Annotated in this window: 18 protein-coding genes; 6 read left to right on the plus strand and 12 right to left on the minus strand. The window is 43.4% G+C overall.

Annotation, left to right across the window (positions count from 1 at the left end):
• Positions 1-64: 64 nt before the first annotated feature.
• From ACMXYN_RS12340 to ACMXYN_RS12350, 3 genes are read left to right on the plus strand one after another with little or no spacing between them, the layout of a single operon-like run.
• Positions 65-2,482 (plus strand): efflux RND transporter permease subunit, encoded by a 2,418-nt coding sequence (locus ACMXYN_RS12340; RefSeq protein WP_415892081.1) that lies wholly within the window; start codon positions 65-67, stop codon positions 2,480-2,482.
• Positions 2,457-3,254, plus strand: coding sequence for an outer membrane lipoprotein-sorting protein (locus ACMXYN_RS12345; RefSeq protein WP_415892082.1), 798 nt, complete (start codon positions 2,457-2,459; stop codon positions 3,252-3,254). The genes ACMXYN_RS12340 and ACMXYN_RS12345 overlap by 26 nt, the downstream gene beginning before the upstream one ends.
• 1 nt (position 3,255) lies before the next feature.
• The gene (locus ACMXYN_RS12350; RefSeq protein ID WP_415892083.1) at positions 3,256-4,458 is read left to right on the plus strand and encodes a hypothetical protein; all 1,203 of its coding nucleotides are present in this window, start codon (positions 3,256-3,258) and stop codon (positions 4,456-4,458) included.
• Here the strand turns inward: ACMXYN_RS12350 and ACMXYN_RS12355 are convergent.
• The 4 genes from ACMXYN_RS12355 to ACMXYN_RS12370 form a co-directional block, all read right to left on the minus strand.
• Positions 4,436-5,236 (minus strand): aspartyl protease family protein, encoded by an 801-nt coding sequence (locus ACMXYN_RS12355; RefSeq protein WP_415892084.1) that lies wholly within the window; start codon positions 5,234-5,236, stop codon positions 4,436-4,438. The genes ACMXYN_RS12350 and ACMXYN_RS12355 overlap by 23 nt on opposite strands.
• Positions 5,237-5,370: 134 nt before the next feature.
• Entirely contained in the window at positions 5,371-5,745 is a 375-nt protein-coding gene (locus ACMXYN_RS12360; protein WP_415892085.1) for a translation initiation factor Sui1, read from the minus strand.
• A gap of 56 nt (positions 5,746-5,801) precedes the next feature.
• Positions 5,802-7,121 carry a deoxyguanosinetriphosphate triphosphohydrolase gene (locus ACMXYN_RS12365; protein WP_415894487.1) on the minus strand — a complete coding sequence of 440 codons (1,320 nt, stop codon included), beginning with the start codon at positions 7,119-7,121 and terminating at the stop codon, positions 5,802-5,804.
• A gap of 97 nt (positions 7,122-7,218) precedes the next feature.
• Positions 7,219-8,637 (minus strand): PLP-dependent aminotransferase family protein, encoded by a 1,419-nt coding sequence (locus ACMXYN_RS12370; protein ID WP_415892086.1) that lies wholly within the window; start codon positions 8,635-8,637, stop codon positions 7,219-7,221.
• A 221-nt stretch (positions 8,638-8,858) separates the two neighbouring features.
• Here ACMXYN_RS12370 and ACMXYN_RS12375 point away from each other — a divergent pair, with 221 nt between their 5' ends.
• Positions 8,859-9,299, plus strand: coding sequence for a hypothetical protein (locus ACMXYN_RS12375; RefSeq protein WP_415892087.1), 441 nt, complete (start codon positions 8,859-8,861; stop codon positions 9,297-9,299).
• A 350-nt stretch (positions 9,300-9,649) separates the two neighbouring features.
• Here the strand turns inward: ACMXYN_RS12375 and ACMXYN_RS12380 are convergent, their stop codons facing one another.
• Together ACMXYN_RS12380 and ACMXYN_RS12385 are read right to left on the minus strand one after the other, a co-directional pair.
• Positions 9,650-11,311, minus strand: a complete 1,662-nt coding sequence (locus ACMXYN_RS12380; protein WP_415892088.1) for a methyl-accepting chemotaxis protein — start codon at positions 11,309-11,311, stop codon at positions 9,650-9,652.
• A 164-nt stretch (positions 11,312-11,475) separates the two neighbouring features.
• Positions 11,476-11,847: a VOC family protein gene (locus tag ACMXYN_RS12385; protein WP_415892089.1), complete on the minus strand. Its 372-nt coding sequence runs from the start codon at positions 11,845-11,847 to the stop codon at positions 11,476-11,478.
• A gap of 241 nt (positions 11,848-12,088) precedes the next feature.
• Here ACMXYN_RS12385 and ACMXYN_RS12390 point away from each other — a divergent pair, with 241 nt between their 5' ends.
• Positions 12,089-12,661 carry a peptidylprolyl isomerase gene (locus ACMXYN_RS12390; RefSeq protein ID WP_415892090.1) on the plus strand — a complete coding sequence of 191 codons (573 nt, stop codon included), beginning with the start codon at positions 12,089-12,091 and terminating at the stop codon, positions 12,659-12,661.
• On the opposite strand, the gene ACMXYN_RS12395 is transcribed toward ACMXYN_RS12390, so the two are convergent.
• The 6 genes from ACMXYN_RS12395 to ACMXYN_RS12420 form a co-directional block, all read right to left on the minus strand.
• Positions 12,656-14,869: a heavy metal translocating P-type ATPase gene (locus ACMXYN_RS12395; RefSeq protein ID WP_415892091.1), complete on the minus strand. Its 2,214-nt coding sequence runs from the start codon at positions 14,867-14,869 to the stop codon at positions 12,656-12,658. The genes ACMXYN_RS12390 and ACMXYN_RS12395 overlap by 6 nt on opposite strands.
• Before the next feature lie 122 nt (positions 14,870-14,991).
• A complete protein-coding gene (locus ACMXYN_RS12400; protein ID WP_415892092.1) occupies positions 14,992-15,453 on the minus strand; it encodes a YiiD C-terminal domain-containing protein in 462 nt (153 codons plus the stop codon).
• Between the two features lie 10 nt (positions 15,454-15,463).
• Positions 15,464-16,024 carry a nitroreductase family protein gene (locus tag ACMXYN_RS12405; protein WP_415892093.1) on the minus strand — a complete coding sequence of 187 codons (561 nt, stop codon included), beginning with the start codon at positions 16,022-16,024 and terminating at the stop codon, positions 15,464-15,466.
• Between the two features lie 8 nt (positions 16,025-16,032).
• Positions 16,033-16,857, minus strand: a complete 825-nt coding sequence (queF, locus tag ACMXYN_RS12410) for an NADPH-dependent 7-cyano-7-deazaguanine reductase QueF (protein WP_415892094.1) — start codon at positions 16,855-16,857, stop codon at positions 16,033-16,035.
• Entirely contained in the window at positions 16,858-17,631 is a 774-nt protein-coding gene (locus tag ACMXYN_RS12415; protein ID WP_415888751.1) for an ABC transporter permease, read from the minus strand.
• An 8-nt stretch (positions 17,632-17,639) separates the two neighbouring features.
• Positions 17,640-18,560: an ABC transporter ATP-binding protein gene (locus ACMXYN_RS12420; protein ID WP_415892095.1), complete on the minus strand. Its 921-nt coding sequence runs from the start codon at positions 18,558-18,560 to the stop codon at positions 17,640-17,642.
• Positions 18,561-18,737: 177 nt separating this feature from the next.
• Here ACMXYN_RS12420 and ACMXYN_RS12425 point away from each other — a divergent pair, with 177 nt between their 5' ends.
• Positions 18,738-19,133, plus strand: coding sequence for a PA2817 family protein (locus tag ACMXYN_RS12425; protein ID WP_415892096.1), 396 nt, complete (start codon positions 18,738-18,740; stop codon positions 19,131-19,133).
• The last annotated feature ends 10 nt before the right edge of the window (positions 19,134-19,143 follow it).

Here is a 19,143-nt window from a genome sequence, read left to right on the forward strand (position 1 = left end):
AAAAAAGAAATAACTAATATTGCTTAACCGCAATCAACCCCGCAAGGGCCCTTGGAGCAGGAAAATGAGAGATCGCCTTTTCCGATTCGTGTTGAACCACCCGATTTGGGTCGTTCTTTTCTCGATAATGTTCGTTGTTGGCGCAACTTATGGCGCTAAAAATCTGGTCTTCAAAAGCGACTATCGCGTGTTTTTCAGTGATGAGAATCCTCAACTGACAGCATTCGAAGCGATGCAGAAGATTTACAGCAAAAGTGACAATGTTGCTTTTGTCATCTCACCCGAAAATGGTGAAGTGTTTACTCCTAAAACCCTTGCAGCCATTCAAGAACTCACGACTGAATCTTGGCAAGTACCCTACTCTACCCGCGTAGATTCGATTACCAACTATCAGCATACCTGGTCTGAAGACGACGACATGATCGTCGAAGATCTAGTATTAGACGCTGAAACGTTGACTGATGCGGATATGCCAAGACTTAAAGAGATCGCGGTTAATGAACCGCTATTGGTAAACAAACTGATCTCTCCAGAAGCTCATGTCACGGTTGTAAACATCACCGTACAGCTACCGGGTGTTGATCCTGTAGTTGAAGTACCTCAGGTTGTGAGCAAAGTTCGTGAAATGCGCGATGAATTTGTTCAAGCGAACCCAAATCTGAAAGTTCACCTTTCAGGTATGGTAATGATGAACAACAGCTTTGCTGAAGCATCCATCGAAGACAATGCGACGCTAGTGCCTTTGATGTTCTTAGTAGTAATCATCGGTATGGTACTGCTATTACGCAATTTTAGCGGTACCTTAGCAACTGTTGTCGTGATCATTTTCTCTATTGCTGCAACTATGGGTTTAGCCGGCTGGACAGGTTTCTACTTAACTGGCCCATCTGCAAGTACCCCAATTATGGTACTAACCTTAGCGGTAGCAGATTGTGTGCACATACTGACCACTATGTTTTATGAGATGCGTCAGGGCGTTAAGAAAGAGAAAGCGATTCAAGACAGTCTACGGATTAACTTCCAACCAATTTTCTTAACCAGTTTGACCACTGCAATCGGCTTCTTAAGCCTGAACTTCTCAGATTCTCCTCCATTCAGAGATCTGGGTAATATGGTTGCTGCGGGCGTCATGCTTGCCTTTATCTTCTCGGTAACAATATTCCCTGCAATGCTGCGCTTACTGCCTGTCCACGTTAAACCGCTTGAAGAAGGTAAGAATGACTTCATGCACAAACTGGCAGATCTTGTAATCGCGAAGCGTCGCGTGCTACTTCCAGCGATGTCAGTTTTGATGATTGCGGCCGTTTTCTTAGTACCGCTAAACAAGCTAAATGATGACTTCGTAAAGTATTTCGATGAAACCGTGCCATTCCGTCAGGCAACTGATTACATGCAAGATAATCTATCTGGCATGACAGCAATGGAGATCTCCATCGATACCAAAGAAGCCAGTGGCATTAATTCCCCTGCGTTCCTTAAAACTGTAGGAGATCTAACAGAATGGCTACGAGCACAACCTGAAACTGATCACGTGAATACGTTGAGCGATATTATTAAACGCTTAAACAAAAACATGCACAGTGATGATCCAGCGTATTACAAACTACCGGATGAACGTGAACTTTCCGCGCAATACCTATTATTGTACGAGATGTCTCTGCCTTACGGTTTGGATCTAAATAACCAGTTAAACGTGGATAAGTCTTCTACTCGTATCATCGCTACGTTCAATAATATGACCAGTACCGAGCAGATTGAGTTGGAAAGCCGCATCTATAACTGGTTTGCAGAGAATGCATCTAACTATGAGGTTGATATTGCGAGTCCAAGCCTAATGTTTGCACATATTGGTCAGCGTAATATCTATAGCATGTTGATCGGCACATCTTTAGCGCTTGTACTGATCTCAGTATTGCTTGGCTTTGCATTACGCTCGGTTAAATTCGGCTTTATCAGCCTGATTCCAAACTTAGCGCCAGCAGCAATGGGCTTTGGTGTTTGGTACTTGATTGATGGTCAGGTAGGCCTAGCATTATCAGTTGTTGCCGGTATGACACTAGGTATCGTGGTAGATGATACGGTCCATTTCTTGAGCAAGTACCTACATGCTCGTAGAGATCGTAATAAAAGCAGTAAAGAAGCTGTAGGTTATGCCTTTGCTAGCGTAGGTAAAGCATTATGGATAACCACCTTTGTATTGGTAGCTGGCTTTATGGTGTTAGCTCAGTCCACCTTTAAAGTGAACGCCGATATGGGTCTACTAACAGCGCTGACCATTCTGATCGCTTTAATTGTGGACTTCCTATTCTTGCCACCACTTCTGATGATGCTAGATAAAACAGCAAAAGAAGAGCAAGAAGACTCAGAAAGCAATGATCCTATGCAAACTGACCTGACACAAACTGGCCCTGTACAACCTGCTAATGCAGCACTTAAAAACTCTGAAGGAGAGAAAGATGACTCTGTTAACCAACCCGCTTAAATCTGTATGCATTGCAGGCATGATTCTGACTTCAGGCGTTGCGATTGCTGAAACCGCTGAAGAAAAAGGCCTACGCATTGCAGAAGAAGCTAAAGCAAGTGATCTTGGCTGGACTGATATGCAAGCGCAGATGAATATGATTCTGCGTAACAAACAGGGTCAGGAAAGTGTGCGCGAGATTCGTATGAAGTCTTTAGAAGTTGATAACGATGGTGATAAAAGCCTATCGGTTTTCGACAAGCCTAGAGATGTTAAAGGCACAGCGTTTTTAAGCTTCTCACACCCTGTCGGTGCAGATGATCAGTGGCTGTACTTACCTGCTCTTAAACGCGTAAAACGTATTGCTTCGCGTAACAAATCCGGTCCATTTATGGGTTCTGAGTTTGCTTACGAAGATCTATCTTCCTTTGAGGTAGAAAAATACACTTACAAGTATCTACGTGACGAAGCTTGTGAAGGCGGAACTTGTTATGTTGTAGAACAATACCCAGTGGATAAGAACTCTGGTTATACCCGACGCGTAGTGTGGTTAGATCAAGCAGAATACCGTCCTTGGAAAATCGATTTCTATGACCGTAAAGATTCTGAACTTAAGACGCTAACTTATCATGAATACAAAGAGTATGAAGGTAAGCACTGGCGTCCAGATCTAATGAAAATGGTGAATCACCAAACAGGTAAAAGCACAGACCTTACCTATGGTTCTTATCAGTTCAAAACAGGTTTAACTGATAAAGACTTCAATAAAAACACGCTAAAGCGAGCGCGCTAAGATGATTAGGCAGACGTTCACAACTGCACTGGCAGCAGGGCTTTTAACAGCCCTGCCTGCTCAGGCAGAAACCTACTTTGAGTTGTCGGGTAAAGCCACCGCCGACTTGCGCCTCTTTACTCAAAGCGCTCAATTCGCGGGGCAAGACTACGACACCAATTTGTCATTCTCTTTCGAGCCGGAGCTTTATTGGGAGTGGAACGATGGTGCTGATAGCTTAACCTTTACCCCTTTTCTTCGTTTAGATGAAAATGACAGCGAACGAACCCACGGAGATATTCGTGAGTTAAGCTGGGTGCATGTCTCCGACGATTGGGAACTTCGTACTGGCCTGCGTAAAGTCTTTTGGGGAGTTACCGAATTCCAACATCTCGTTGATGTAATCAACCAGACAGATGGTGTCGAAGACTTTGACGGGGAGGATAAACTTGGTCAGCAGATGATCAATCTATCCTTAGTCAAAGACTGGGGCATCATCGATCTTTACCTTTTACCAGGGTTCCGAGAGCGTACCTTTGCTGGCACAGATGGCCGTCTACGTGCAGGCCTAGTGGTTGATACTGATAGAGCGACCTTTGAATCCAGCGCTGGTAATAAACATATAGATACAGCAATTCGCTGGAGCCATACGATTGGTGATTTTGATTTAGGTGCTTATTGGTTTAGAGGTACCAACCGAGATCCTAAATTACAAGTCCAGTCAGTGAATGGCCAGACAATCTTAGTACCCCATTACGAACAGATGAACCAGATTGGTTTTGACTTACAAGCCACTTTAGATAGTTGGCTTTGGAAGTTGGAAACCATTCATCGCGACACTAAAAGCGAGAACTATTGGGCTGCTCAAGGTGGTTTTGAATATACCTTTTACGGTATTCAAGACAGCTCTGCTGACATAGGCGTATTGCTGGAATATGGCTGGGATGAGCGCGGTATATCAGCTGACGCGGCTATCCAAAATGACGTATTCATGGGTGCAAGGCTCACTCTAAACGATGCAGCAAGCACCGAAGTATTGGCCGGTATTGGCCATGATTTGGACTACTACAGTAATAGTATGATTATTGAAGCGAGTAGACGTTTTGGGGATAACTGGAAGCTAAGTTTAGATGGCCGATTCTTTTCGGCTGATAACCCAGCAGACATGAGTTATAGCCTAAAACAGGATGACCACCTGCAGCTTACTGTGGAACGTTATTTCTAGCGTCCGATTCCTGTTGATTATCAGATGCTGGAGCAGTGGGTGCCCCCTTCAACTCCTGCTCCAGCCTATCTATCTCGACAAGTTGATCTTGTAACTCTTGATAACGCTGCGGGTCCCAAACAATATGTTTCTTTTCACGATCAATTTCGTAGCGCGCTTGATATAGAAAGTCCATTCCTAGCAAGCCATCAGTTCCTGAGCTACCTCCCTGATAATCTAATACACCCGCAGTCACTCCTTTCGCTTTGTAAGGACCTATCTCAAAGCGATCAAAGTGAATCTTTTGCGTATCGACCACACTTCCATCGGCAACCCTAGCAGCCCCCCCCTTTCGTAATTGAGCATTTAAAGAGCTAATAGCTTGCTTGTGAACAACCGTGTAAGAAGCCCCTGTATCCATAACCAACGATAATTGAGTTGAACGAGCACCATAAAAGACTTTTACAGGCAAAACGATACGGTTGGCATGGAACTGAAAAGGCGTTATCCACTTTTTCATCGCATCTTTGATACCAGATCGAGCTTTATCCAGTTCCAATTGACGCTGTTTTACATCAGTACTTTGGTTGAAAGCTTGGAGTTCAAGGGGATCTAACTTGTCCTTCTTTTCCTCCCGCGTTTCCATCTGATCACGATATTTGGCAGGAATTTTTGAAAGGCGATCCACAAACACTTTACGACCATTATCATCTACATATTCGTAGATCCGCGCTTCTGCCATGGTCGGCATAATTAATAAAGCGCTCAATAGCGGCATAAACAGAAGTTTTCTATCCATGATTATCCTTCCTGTAAGTGTCTAGTTAAAAAATTGGTTCAACCCATTCAGCATAAACAAAATAACGATTGCCATAAAAACTAAGGCAAAACGCATGACTAAACAACGGGTGCAGTTTTTCTTAGCCATCAATCCTAGCCTCCTGCCAACTTGACGGTAAAGCCTTCTTTTTCCAACAACGTTTTTAGTTTGTCTCGCTGATCACCTTGGATCTCTACGATACCATCTTTCAAGGCACCACCTGTACCACAAACCTTTTTAAGCTTTTTGGCTAGAGCCTTAAGCTCTTTTTCAGGCAAAGGAATGCCGGTAATTGTCGTTACCCCTTTACCCTTTCGGCCTGAGGTTTCGCGACGAATCCGAACAATGCCATCTAAATTATCCAGTCGGTTTTTATCTTCCAGCTCTGCACACACACACTCAGAGATAGCTTCACCACAACCAGAACAAAGCTGCCCTTTTTCTGTGGAATAAACCAAACTGCCTAATTGATCTTTTAATGAAGCCACTGGAGAAACCTTTATCGATATAAAAACCTTATTATATGAGAAATTGCAGCTCGCCCCTAACTTAACCCGCCAATTTGTCGAGCTAGATAGGTCGCGTAGTTATCTGTCATACCACTAATAAAATCTAATGCGCGCATATAGGCTTTATAAAGTGGCAACTCTGGCGCTGGCGCATGGATACCCATCAAACTGATAATGCGATCGCTACGATAGCTCAATCCTTCGCCCTGCAATTGATAGTTGTCATGTACAGCATGACAAAACGCCTCGAGCAATACCCCTAGGGTTGTATACGCACCAACCTCCAACTCAGTTTTTCGGGTATCAGGAAATACTTTTTCTCGTGCTAATTTTTTAGCTTGATAAAGGCCATCTCGCACACCGGGATCGCCATCAGCTAAGAGTTCACCAGTGTATTCACCACGCATAATCAAATGCTGATTATCCATATAGGCTTGGACAGCAGAGCTCACCATATGCTTCATTGCCATACCTCTCAATGCCGAAATTTTACGACGAGCAGACGCTTGAGAGGTAAAGATCTCGGCTTCATAAGAGGTATCACCACAAAGTGTGAGCAAGATCGGTTTGATCTCATCGAAGGTTAAAATATTCAATTCGATGGCATCTTCAAGATCTAGAATGGCATAACAGATGTCATCTGCAGCTTCCATCAAATAAGTCAGCGGATGGCGACACCAACAGCCTTTAGACTTCTCAATTAAGCCTAATTCTTTACCTAACTTATTTAATATTTCGACTTCGGTTTGATAGGCACTGAATTTACCTTTATCCCCTGCATAATCTGCACTCCAAGGATATTTTAAAAGCGCTCCTAGGGTTGGATAAGTTAAGCGTAAGCCACCATCAAACAGATGATTTTCAATGCGGGTGACAACACGAAATCCTTGAGCATTACCTTCAAAGGTCATCAGATCTAGGCGTTCTGAGTCGGAAAGGTTTTCCAGTAGTGCACTGTTTTCTTGGCGTTTAAACCAATCCCTTATTGCGTACTCGCCAGCATGCCCAAAGGGAGGATTGCCAATATCATGTGCTAAGCAGGCGGATTGTACAATCATTCCTATATCGTAGGCCGTTGCCCATTCGGGAAGCTGATCCTGAATTAACTCCCCTACGCGTATACCTAAGGTTCGTCCTAAGCTACCCACCTCAATAGAGTGGGTTAAACGCGTGTGTATATGATCATTCAAGGACATCGGATGAACTTGTGTTTTTCGCCCTAAGCGCCTGAAAGCACTGGAGAAAATTATCCGATCCTGATCTTTATGAAAATGGCTTCTCCCAAACTCATCTTCAGTCACTTCTGCATGGCCGTAACGCTTGGTTGTGAGTAACTTCTGCCACTGCATTTCCATGTAGTACTCTCCGCTCAGCAACTTCATTCAGACTCATATTGTCGGCCATTTACAGGCTTTCTATATAAGCTTTTTGGTTAACCATACGCGTAATTGATTACGCTTCTGCTATCAGCTTTTTAGCCTCATCACCAATCACTTTTAACGCTTCTTCTGTTTTTTCAGTTAGCTTTTTGGAAAAGCTTAAGCGAACAAAATTACGATACTTACCTGATGCAGAGAAGATAACCCCTGGCGCAATGCTAACTTGCTTCGCCTCTAACCTTTTATTTAGTTTTATTGAATCGACTGCTACAGGAAATTCTACCCAAAGCAGGTATCCACCCTCCGGATAACTCATACGAGTGCCTTCTGGGAAGTAACGTCTGACAAGGTCGATCATCATATCCCGGCTATGGTGATATTGAGCTCTCACCTTTCTAAGGTGGCGCTCGTAATATCCCTTAGCAATAAACTCAGCAACCGCTTCCTGCTGGACTGGTGGGTTACTCACAGTCGAAACAAACTTCTTATGCAACACCCTTTCAGTACATTGCCCAGGAGCGACCCAACCTAATCGCAAACCATACGCAATGGTTTTAGAAAAAGAGGAACAAAGCAGAACACGACCTTCTTCATCAAAGGATTTAATCGTTCTCGGACGAGGTGATTTATAGAAAAGATCACCGTAAATATCATCTTCGATGATAGGAATATCATACTGCTGCGCCAGTCTAAGCAGCTCTTTCTTACGGCTTTCAGGCATAGTATATCCCAGCGGATTGTTGCAGGTTGGGGTAACCTGAATAGCCGCGATAGGCCACTGCTCTAATGCCAATTCTAATGCTTCTAAGCTGATACCTGTCTCAGGGTGCGTCGGAATCTCCATCGCTTTTAACCCCAGCGCTTTAATCGCCTGAGTCGATCCATAAAAACTGGGTGAATCCGTTGCGACAACATCACCTGGTTTCGTGGTTGCACGCAAACTGCAAACTAGAGCTTCCTGACAACCGCTGGTAATGATGATGTCATCGGGATGAAGCTTGCATCCTGAATCTGAAGCTAGCCGCGCAATCTGCTTACGCAGCTTCTCACTCCCCTGAATCTCACTGTAATTGAGAAATTGTTCTGACTGTAATCCCGCTGAATTGGTTAACGCTTTCAGTAAGGGCTTTAATGTCGGGGTATTGATTTCGGGGCTCGCAGTCCCTAAAGCAATGTGTCCATGCCCTTTAGCACTGTTTAAAAGATGATAAACCTGCTCCCAATGCGACACTTCCAGAGGGCGTTGTGCCGGTCGGCTCACTTCTGGTAATTCCGGCGCCTCTCCTCTGGACTTTACGTAGTATCCAGATTTAGGCCTTACTTCAACAAACCCATTCTCTTCTAGACGAAGATAAGCTTCTTGAACTGTCGAAATACTGACTTCTCTCTCTTTGCTTAACGATCTTATCGAAGGCAGCTTGCTCCCCACAGGGTAATACCCTTGCTCTATGCGCTTAATCAAAGCATCTTGGAGCTGTTCATACAGTTTCATAAAAAATGACCATTACAGTGAAATATTACAGTACAGATAAAATAAAAATTAGCATCACAGAGATAATTATACAAACCTGTAATGCCCAATTAATTATTTTCTAAATCTGTATACCATTTACTACCTAATTTAACATTACTCCATGATCAGAAATCAATATCTGTACATATTTTCAAGCATACAAATAGACCTTAAACACTACAGATAAAGGAGTACAAAAAATGCAACGTCACTTAAAACTGTCCAGTTTATTATTAGGAGGGCTGCTACTCAGCGGTTGTGATAGCAGCTACCACGCGTTTGACGGTAAAAGCGGATTCAGTTTCAGCCCGATCAGCAGTGATGAATACAGCGTGGAATATATAGGTGATAAAAAGAGTAGTCAGAAAGATGTCGAAACAATGTGGCATCATGCGGCAAGGGAACTGTGCCGAGGCGGAGCATATCAGCATCAGATCTTTTCGCGCACTTCTGAAAAGCAAGCGCTAAAACAGTACGGTGGCGGAAACATACTCCCCCCAGAAAGCACTACTTATCAGGTTAAAGGAGATATCCTCTGTCTTGCACCTAACATAGCAAACAAGGCAGTTATCAAGGATAGAGTGCTACTTGGCAAACACTTTTCCTCCGATCAGCTTGAAAGCGGGAGCGCCACGAATTAATGCTTCACGCGCAAACACAATCTGACATCCCGGACATTCGCAAGGAGTCTTGGTATGGTCTTCATTGATACGTTCTTTGAAACACTTTACTAAGGCTCCTTTACCTCCTTTACGATACTTAAACAACAACGTCTTACATTTAGCGCAATACACATCTACAGTAGTTGTTGGTCCTTTCTTATTAGGCTTTGCCATACTTCCTTTATTTCCTTAAAAACCGATCCATTCGCTGACCCAGATCGTTATTAGCCGAACACCCTGTAATTTAGATCCGCTATTATCTATTCTCTCTAAGAAAATTGGCATAAAAAAAGCGGACATAAATGCCCGCTTTAACAACCTAGTTTCTTTTACGTTTTAAACTGGTTTACCAAAGATGTTAAGCGCTGTTCGAGCTGAGACATTTCCGCAGTGGTCGCAGACAGCCTATCAGCATTACCACTCGCTTTTTCAGAGATATCAGCAATATGCTGAATACTTCTACTTAGCTCATCTGCCACTGCGGTTTGCTGCTCTGCAGCGGTTGCGATTTGGGTACTCATGCCACTGATATCACTAACTGAAGTAGTTATCGTATTTAGCTGATCCCCAGTATGACTAGCCTTTTCAACAGTCTTATCTGTTTGTTCTCGGCTACGTTCCATCTCCTGTACAGCTTGACGAGCGCCAGATTGAAGCTTTTCAATCATCGATTGAATTTCATCAGTACTTTGTTGAGTACGGTTAGCTAGAGTTCGAACCTCATCTGCAACTACCGAGAAGCCACGCCCTTGCTCACCTGCCCTTGCAGCCTCAATCGCAGCATTCAAAGCCAGTAAGTTGGTTTGGTCTGCAATCTCTTTAATTACATTAATAACCGTACCGATATGCTCTGAATCACGATCCAACTGACCGATAACATCGGCCGCATTATTCACTCCACTTTGTAATGACTGAATTGAGTTGATGGTTTCATTAACAACGATCTGGCCACCCTGTGCAGAATCATCTGCAGTTTGCGCAGAGTGCGAGGCATTAGTTGCGTTTGTTGATACTTCTTGTACAGCGGCAGCCATCTGATGAATTGCGGCAGCCACTTGCTCTGTTTCTTGACGCTGATCATTCACCTCTTGTCTAGTGTCATCAACAACCCCTGTCATTCGAGCAGTTGCTCTTGAAAGTTCTTCGATTGAAGATTTAACTTCAACAATGAGCGACTGAATTTTAGCTGCGAAAGAGTTAAATCCATGTGCTAATTCGCCAACTTCGCCTTTAGCAGAGGTATCTAAACGCTTACTAAGGTCACCTTCCCCTTCGCCTATATCTTTCAGAGCAGCCGCTGCAGCTGCCAATGGATTAGCAATACTATTTGCCATCATTACTGAGACTAATCCAAAGACAATTACAAAGCCGCCACCGATCATTAAAATAAACAGCATGGTATTTGTGATCTCAGCTTCTAGCTTTTCCGTCGCAGCAGCAACCTGATCTTCAATATCATCTATATAGAAACCGGTACCTACCATCCACTCCCAATTATCTAGACCAATGGCATAACTTAACTTATCCACATCAGCATTTTTAGATGGCTTAGTCCAAACGTACGTCAGATATCCACCACCTTTTTTAGCTGCTTTAATTAGCTCTTCAATGATCAGTACGCCATTTTTATCTTTCAGCCCCATCAGGTTTTTACCGCGTAGCTGCGGTTTCGGCCGAGTAGCTAAATTGGTGCCATCATACTTGTAGGCAAAAATATAACCGTCACCTTTCTCGCCATAAGTCAGCTCGGTCAAGATATTCAATGCTTGCTCTTGCGCGTACAGATCCTCTTTACCTGTCCCCTCATAGATATGCTTAATCGATGATGTTGCAAGATCAACATAGCTCTTCAACGACTCTTGCTTACTAGCCATTAATTCTGAGCGCAGCTCCTCAATTTCGTGCTCACCGAGCGCTCTTAGCTGAAAATTCACAACGACCATGACGACAGCTAATACCGTAATCAACGGTATTAGTGTTAATAAAAGCATTTTATGTTTTAGCGCCATATTGCCCATGAGTTAACCCACTCCAACTCTTATTTTGCGGCTTAGGGCATATAGGTATGCACCTTAGAATGTCCATATTTCAGACCGCATTTATAGTTATTTTTACGCAAAGCTTGTGTTGTCTATTTTGATTTTCTTAACACTGACTATGCGGCTTTTAGTTCTATACAGTTTCCATCTGGATCTTCGATGTAAACCGAGCTACCAAAGCCTGTTGCACCATTTCTCTTTTCAACCCTTCCATAAGGCACTCCCTCCCTCCCCAGAAAAGGAAATAAAACCTCGGGTTCAAATGGTTTAATCCTCAAACAAAAATGATCAAGATTTGAGTGTTCGCTCCGCTCTTTAACGGGCTTAATATCAATTAGAGAGTCTCCAGCTCTAAGTTGATATAACAAAGGGCTTTCCACCTTACGAATAAGTTCACAGCCAAGCACACGGACATAGAAGTCCAAACACGCTTCCTCATTGAGGGTGTTTAGAACAATGTGATCTAGCTTTTCTATCGTAAAGCTCATAAGCGCCTCCCATAGAGCGCAATATTCAAATCGTAGAAACGGCTCAACAGTACTTAGGAGTTACATACTCTACTACTATAGAACGAATCTCAAAGATAGCAAAACTCTTTTGATATCAGATAATTGCTTAAAAGATAACCAATAGGTAAATCACCCGAAATGAGTGGGAAATAACTGAGGTGACGACGGGTTTGATAATTAGGTAATATGCCAACAAATAAATCTAATTGTTGATAAGACTATGTTTAAAAAATTTCTCGCAATTTTCACACTTACATTTTCTCTTATAAACGTCGCTTTAGCTGATCAAGCTAACCCACAGATAGTTATGAAAACTAATCTGGGTGACATTAAATTAGAGCTTTATCCAGAAAAAGCCCCGATCACAGTTAAAAACTTTCTAGATTATGTCGATAGCGGCTTCTATGAGGGCACTATTTTTCACCGCACTATTGCGGGTTTTATGATTCAAGGCGGTGGTTTTACTCAAGAACTTGAGCAAAAAGAGGTTCGCGATCCAATTAAGAACGAATCCACGAATGGCTTAAGCAATCTCCAGGGAACAATTTCAATGGCACGCACTAACTTCCCTGATAGCGCTACATCACAATTTTTTATCAACGCAGTAAACAACTACAACCTTGATGCCCGTGGTAGGCGCCCGGGCTATGCGGTTTTTGGTAAAGTAACTGACGGCCTAGATCTAGTAGTTCGTATCAGCCGCAGCCCAACAGCACCAAAAGGCGGTCACCGCAATGTTCCACAACAAGCGGTGATTATCGAAAAGATTGAACGTTTAGCACCGAAATCATAAGCGAACTAAACGAAGACGGTTGGCATTACTGACAACTGTCACTGAAGACATGGCCATAGCAGCACCTGCTATGGCCGGATTCAGAAGTATACCTGCCACTGGGAACAAGATTCCCGCCGCAACGGGGATAGCTAAGCCGTTGTAAATAAATGCTCCAAACAAGTTCTGACGAATATTTCGAACAGTCAGTTTAGACAGATTTATCGCCTTCTCGACACCTTTTAAAGAGCCTGAAATCAAAGTCACGTCAGAACTCGCTATCGCAATATCAGAGCCAGAGCCAATTGCATATCCAAGGTCAGCCTGTGCTAGTGCCGGCGCATCATTAACACCATCACCGACCATCGCCACGACTTCACCTTGCTCCTGCAAGCTTTGAATAACGGCCTGCTTTTCCTCAGGTCTTACATCCGCGAAGACTTGATCAATCCCCACTGACTTTGCCACAGCATTCGCTGTTTTACTGTTATCCCCAGAAAGTAACACAACGTTTAAACCTGAAGCTTTAAGCGCACTAATTGCCTGTTCAGAATCTTCTTTAATAGGGTCTGCAACACCAAACAACGCAACCAGATTGTTATTCTGAGCAACAAAGACAAGAGATTTAGATTCTTTACTCCACTTAGAAACTTCATCTGTAACTTGGTTACAATCAACTTGGTTTTCGTCCATCCATGCTTGGTTGCCGATACACCATCGACCAGCCTCAGTTTGAGCTGTGACCCCTTGCCCTGATATGTTTTGGAAATTTCCAACGTCTACTGACAATTCCCCAGCTGCAAACTGCTTAACCAATGCAGAAGCTAACGGGTGTTCAGAATGAGCCTCAATAGCCGCAACCGTTTTACTAACCAAAGCCTGATCATCATGCAAAAACAATTGGTCTGTAACAACAGGCTCGCCTTGAGTCACCGTTCCAGTTTTATCTAAAACGACGACCGAGATTTTTTCGGCTAACTGCAGAGCATCTGCATTACGAATCAAAATACCGTTTTGTGCGGCTTTACCCACCGCAACCATAACTGACATAGGTGTCGCCAATCCTAAAGCGCACGGACAAGCAATTATCAGCACAGTCATCATAGTAATTATGGCGTAGGTCAACTGAGGCTCTGGGCCGAACAGCCACCAAATGACAGCTGTAACAACGGCTAAAGCCATTACGACTGGAACAAAAACAGCTGCAATTTTATCGGCTAATTTACCAAGTTCGGGCTTGCAGTTTTGGGCTTCACGCACTGCCTCAATGATCTGTGCTAGAACGGTTTGAGAACCAATCTGCTCCACTTTAATAAGCAAGCTTCCTGATCCATTCAATGTCCCTCCCACTACAGAATCACCTACCCCTTTGTTCACCGGCATTGATTCCCCGGTTAGCATAGATTCATCGATGTAACTGCTGCCAGACAATACCTGACCGTCGATTGGCACTCGCTCTCCTGGGCGAACACGGATCTCATCTCCTAAGGCGAGGAGTTCAACGGGTATTTCTTTTTCCTCACCATCACGAACACGAAGCGCTGTAGCAGGTCGAAGATTCATAAGGCTGCGAACAGCATCACCGGTTTTCTTTCGCGCTCGAGCCTCCAATGCCTGCCCAAGTAGAATAAAACCAAGAATCATCACAGAAGCTTCGTAATAAAGATGGCGTGCTTCCATAGGTAGTTCGATGCCTGAAGCAGAAACGAGCAATAGACCAGTAGAGTAGATCCACGCAGCTCCTGTCCCTAAAGCGATTAAGCTATCCATATTAAATCGCCCTAGAAAAGCCGATTTATAAGCACCTTGATAGATATGCCCCGCGCAGAAAAACATCAAAAGTAGCGCAGCCACACCAGTCACGGCCCCTACCCATAGCCCTGAGGTTGTTGTTATATCTGGCATCATGCCCAACCAGCCTTGAAGCATTAACAAAGCCCCAAAAGCCAAACCAATCACACTGCGCTTAAGCGTTATCTGATACTGTCTATTTTCTCGCGCTTCGATTTGCTCGAAGTCAGTTTCATCAGTGATCTCTTCTGCACCATACCCTGCACTTTCTACTGCAGCGATAACGTGCTCAACACTGGATTCAGAGGAAACACTTAAGCTTCGATCAGCAAAATTAACCGCAAAGTCCTCAATTACATCTGCTTGCTGTAAGCCTTTTTCCAATGACCTAACACAGCCTGCACATTTAACGCCTTGCAAAGACAACCGATAAATCATGATGAAACCTGTCGTGTGGTTAATAGATTGAGAAACTACGTGTTGAAACTACCTTAAGCATAAACCCTAAAGCTAACTATAGGGTCAAGGGTATATTAGAGAGGATGTGAGATGTAAGGTGGCTACGACTGCTTTTCCATAGCAACATAACTGCCACTAAGACGCATAGCGATCTTTTCTTGCTGTTTAATTTCGATCACTAGATCCATTCGAGCACGCCCCTTAGCCTGCATTTTTTGATCAAAAACAGCTAATGCTTCGGCAATAGGTAGCTGGCATTCTGCGGTAAAATCAGAGGTTACCGGTAGAAAATACTCCAACTTACTCTCCCGAATAACCACATCATCGTCTCTACCCTGCGCGCGAAGATACAAAGTCACAGCACTCCAACCACAGAGTGTGGATAAAGTTGCTAGAGATCCGCCAAAGCCTGTGCCCTTATCGTTTACATTAGGCGCAAGCGCTGCAGACATTCGCAAGCACTTGCCATCCCAACCTAAAGGCTTTACTCCCATATGATTAACCAATGGGATTTGTGATTTAAGCCAAGTAAGAAACTCAGTAGTACTGTTTGCTTCGCTCAAAGGGTGCTACCTATACGCCAGTCCATTCAACGACATACTCCTGCTGATCATGCACAGGAGCCTTACGTAATTTCTTTGGTGTTCCTAGATAGATATAACCAATAATCGTTTCCTGGTCAGTTAAACCTAAGCCTTCACGTACAACTGAGTTATAAGCCATATCACCTGTTCGCCACATAGCCCCTAGACCCTGAGCATAAGCAGCTAAGATCATATTCTGAGCGGCACAGCCTGCTGAAACCTCCTGCTCTAAAACAGGAATTTTAAGACTATCTTTGACTGCGGCAATCACAACTAACATGCATGGCGCTCGAAGAGGCATCGCACGAATTTTATCTTGTTTTGCATCAGGCAGTTCAGCATCGTTCGCTAAAGCACCGCGAAGAAAAAGCTCACCAAGCTTTACCCTAGCATCGCCTTGCACAGACAAAAAGCGCCATGGACGGAGCGCTCCATGATCGGGCGCACGTAAAGCTGCCTGGTAAATGTTCTTTAACTGCTCTTCGGTCGGGCCTGGCTCATTCAAAACCGGACAAGAAACACGATTATGTAATAATTCTAAAGCTTCCATATTACCCTCTACTGGCGGCTCAAACGCAGATTATCAATATCTTCAGAATCACTACTTCTGAATGGATTAATATCTAAACCACCACGGCGAACATAACGTGCATAAACATTCAGGCTCTGTGGCTTACAGCGCTCCCAGATGTGCATAAAAATATTTTCTACACATTGCTCATGGAAATCGCCATGCTCACGGTAAGAGATGATGTATTTCAGTAAGCCTTCTCTATCGATCTCTTTACCACAATAACTAATACCGAGCGTCGCCCAATCAGGCTGCCCCGTAACAGGACAGTTTGATTTGAGAAGATGGCTATAAAGCACCTCCTCAACATCATCTTCACCCGTTGTTAATAACTCTGGCGCTGGTGTGTATTGCGTTATTTCAACATCTTGATTATCGATACAGAAGCCAGTGAATTGGCCAAACTCTGGTGCTTGATCTGGATGGTAAATGCGAACTTCCACGCGTCCACCAGCAGCTGCCGATAGATCTTCGATTAAGCGCTCTTTAACTTCGCTTTCTGAGGAAAATTTACTGAGGTTGAATGAGTTTAAATACAGCTTAAACGACTTAGACTCGATAATATTTTCAGAATCAGCGAAGACCTTAAACTCAGCTAAACGCACCTCGGGTTTACCACGCTGATTCAACCAAGACATCTCATAGGCGTTCCAAATATCAACACCTACAAATGGAAGCTCTTTACGTTCTACACCTTGCTGCTTCCAATTGACGTCGCGTGCAATTGGATACAACAAACTTGGATCATAGCTGTTAACGTACTCGGTACCTTGCCCTAATGGCGAGCTGGCAATTACATCATGTTCTTTCATTTAACTACGGATACCTTTACCGTTTTGTAGCAGATATAGGGCATATGAAAATAGACCGGCTATAAACAGAATAATCATGCCGAATGCGAACCCTACATTAATATCACTTACACCTAGAATACCGTATCTAAACGTATTCACCATATAGAGAATCGGATTTAACTGAGAAACTCCCTGCCAAAACTCCGGCAGTAACTGTATCGAATAAAACACCCCACCCAAATAGGTTAAAGGGGTTAACACGAAGGTCGGAATGATGCTGATATCATCAAATGAGTTCGCAAAGACAGCATTAATAAAACCGCCTAAAGCAAACAGCACTGAAGTTAGGAAGACAATCGCAATAGTCACTAGAAGATTCTGAACCTGTAGATCGGTAAAGAATAGAGACAAAATTGTTACGATTAAACCAACACCTAAACCACGCGCCACGCCACCTAGAACAAAGCCACTTAAGATCACCCAGTTAGGCACAGGCGAAACTAAGAGCTCCTCAATGTTTTTTTGGAACTTAGTGCTGTAAAACGATGACACCACATTACTGTAGGAATTAGTGATTACTGACATCATAATCAGACCTGGCACTATATATTCCATATAGTCAAAGCCACCCATCTCACCGATCCGGCTGCCAATCAGATTACCGAAAATGATGAAATACAGTGTCATAGTGATGGCAGGCGGTAGAAGCGTCTGAGCCCAGATCCGCATAAAACGCTTTATTTCGCGTCGAACAATGGTCCAGAAAGCCACCAATAAATCTTGGGTATTCATGCTTAATCCTAATCCAAACTTTTATCTACTAACGCGACAAACAACTCTTCCAATCGATTGGATTTGTTACGCATACTACTCACATTAACACCCTGCTTTTCTAGCTCGACAAAGAGCGTATTCAAGTTCTGATGCTTTTCAACATCCACTTCTAACAGGTGATCGCCTTGCAACCTGATCGGATAACCATCAACCACTGGTGCTGTCTCTAAATTTGAATCGAGATCAAGTAGGAAGGTCTCAGTGTTCAGTTGCTGTAGTAGCGCACGCATACTGGTGTTTTTGACAATATTGCCTTGGTCGATAATCGCAATATTGCGACACAGACTTTCTGCTTCTTCTAAGTAATGCGTCGTCAGAATGATTGTGGTTCCCGCAGCATTAATCTCTTGCAAAAACTCCCACATGGAACGTCTTAATTCGATGTCCACACCTGCTGTGGGCTCATCTAGAATCAAAAGCTTTGGATCATGCATCAATGCACGCGCAATCATCAAACGACGTTTCATGCCACCCGATAGCATGCGCGCTGCACCGTTGCGCTTATCCCATAAACCTAACTGTTTGAGATAATAATCTGCTCGCTCACCAGCTGCTTTACGGTTAATACCGTAATAACCTGCCTGTGTAATTAAAATATCCCGCACGTTTTCAAACATGTTGAAATTAAACTCTTGCGGAACAACACCCAGATACTTTTTGGCTTGGGTTAAATCCTTATCTAAATCCACCCCGAAGATAGATACACTCCCCGATGTTTTATTCACTAAGGAGGAGACAATACCCAAGGTAGTCGATTTACCAGCACCATTAGGGCCAAGCAAGGCAAAGAAATCCCCTTGTTGAACATCAAAGGAGATACCCTTTAATGCCTCAAAGCCATTTCCATAGACTTTACGCAGGTTTTTAATAGAGAGCGCTAACGTCATTTATCTTTCCAAAAATATAAGCAGGTAATTATCCAATTCAGCTTAAAAACTAAGTGAACGGGATCTCTCTTCGTAAGATTTCAGCAAACTGTGCAAATACAGGATTAATCGGGCGTAAGGCTAGCTGCAATGAGCCGGAGCTTATAAAATAACCCTGTCCATTATCTGGAGAGCAAAATGACATCTTACCAAATTCATCACCTGAATTTCTTAAAAATTGCTTATAATAACTTTATTAATCGAGATCCTTTCAAATCAGAAACACCGACTCAGGATGATTTGGATTTTATCGAAGAGTTTCAGCAACTGATTGAAAATTTCGAATCGCAAGAAACCGGCGTTTACGAACAAGGCGCTGATTTCATCGATAAAGCTTTCCGTCGCTATCCAGAGCTAGCACACCTTATTGCTCGTGACCTTCTTTGGTTCTTTGGCGGTAATAATCTGCACAATATGACGGATGATGAGATCCAGAAGTTCCAACAATTAGACGAAATGCGCTTTGAAGCCGAAGAAAATGATGAAGAGTTTGATTACATCAATAAACGTGCTGGTTTATTTGGTCAGAACTAATTAATTCCCA

The sequence above is a fragment of the Neptuniibacter sp. PT8_73 genome, from assembly GCF_047778045.1.
Lineage (GTDB): Bacteria > Pseudomonadota > Gammaproteobacteria > Pseudomonadales > Balneatricaceae > Neptuniibacter.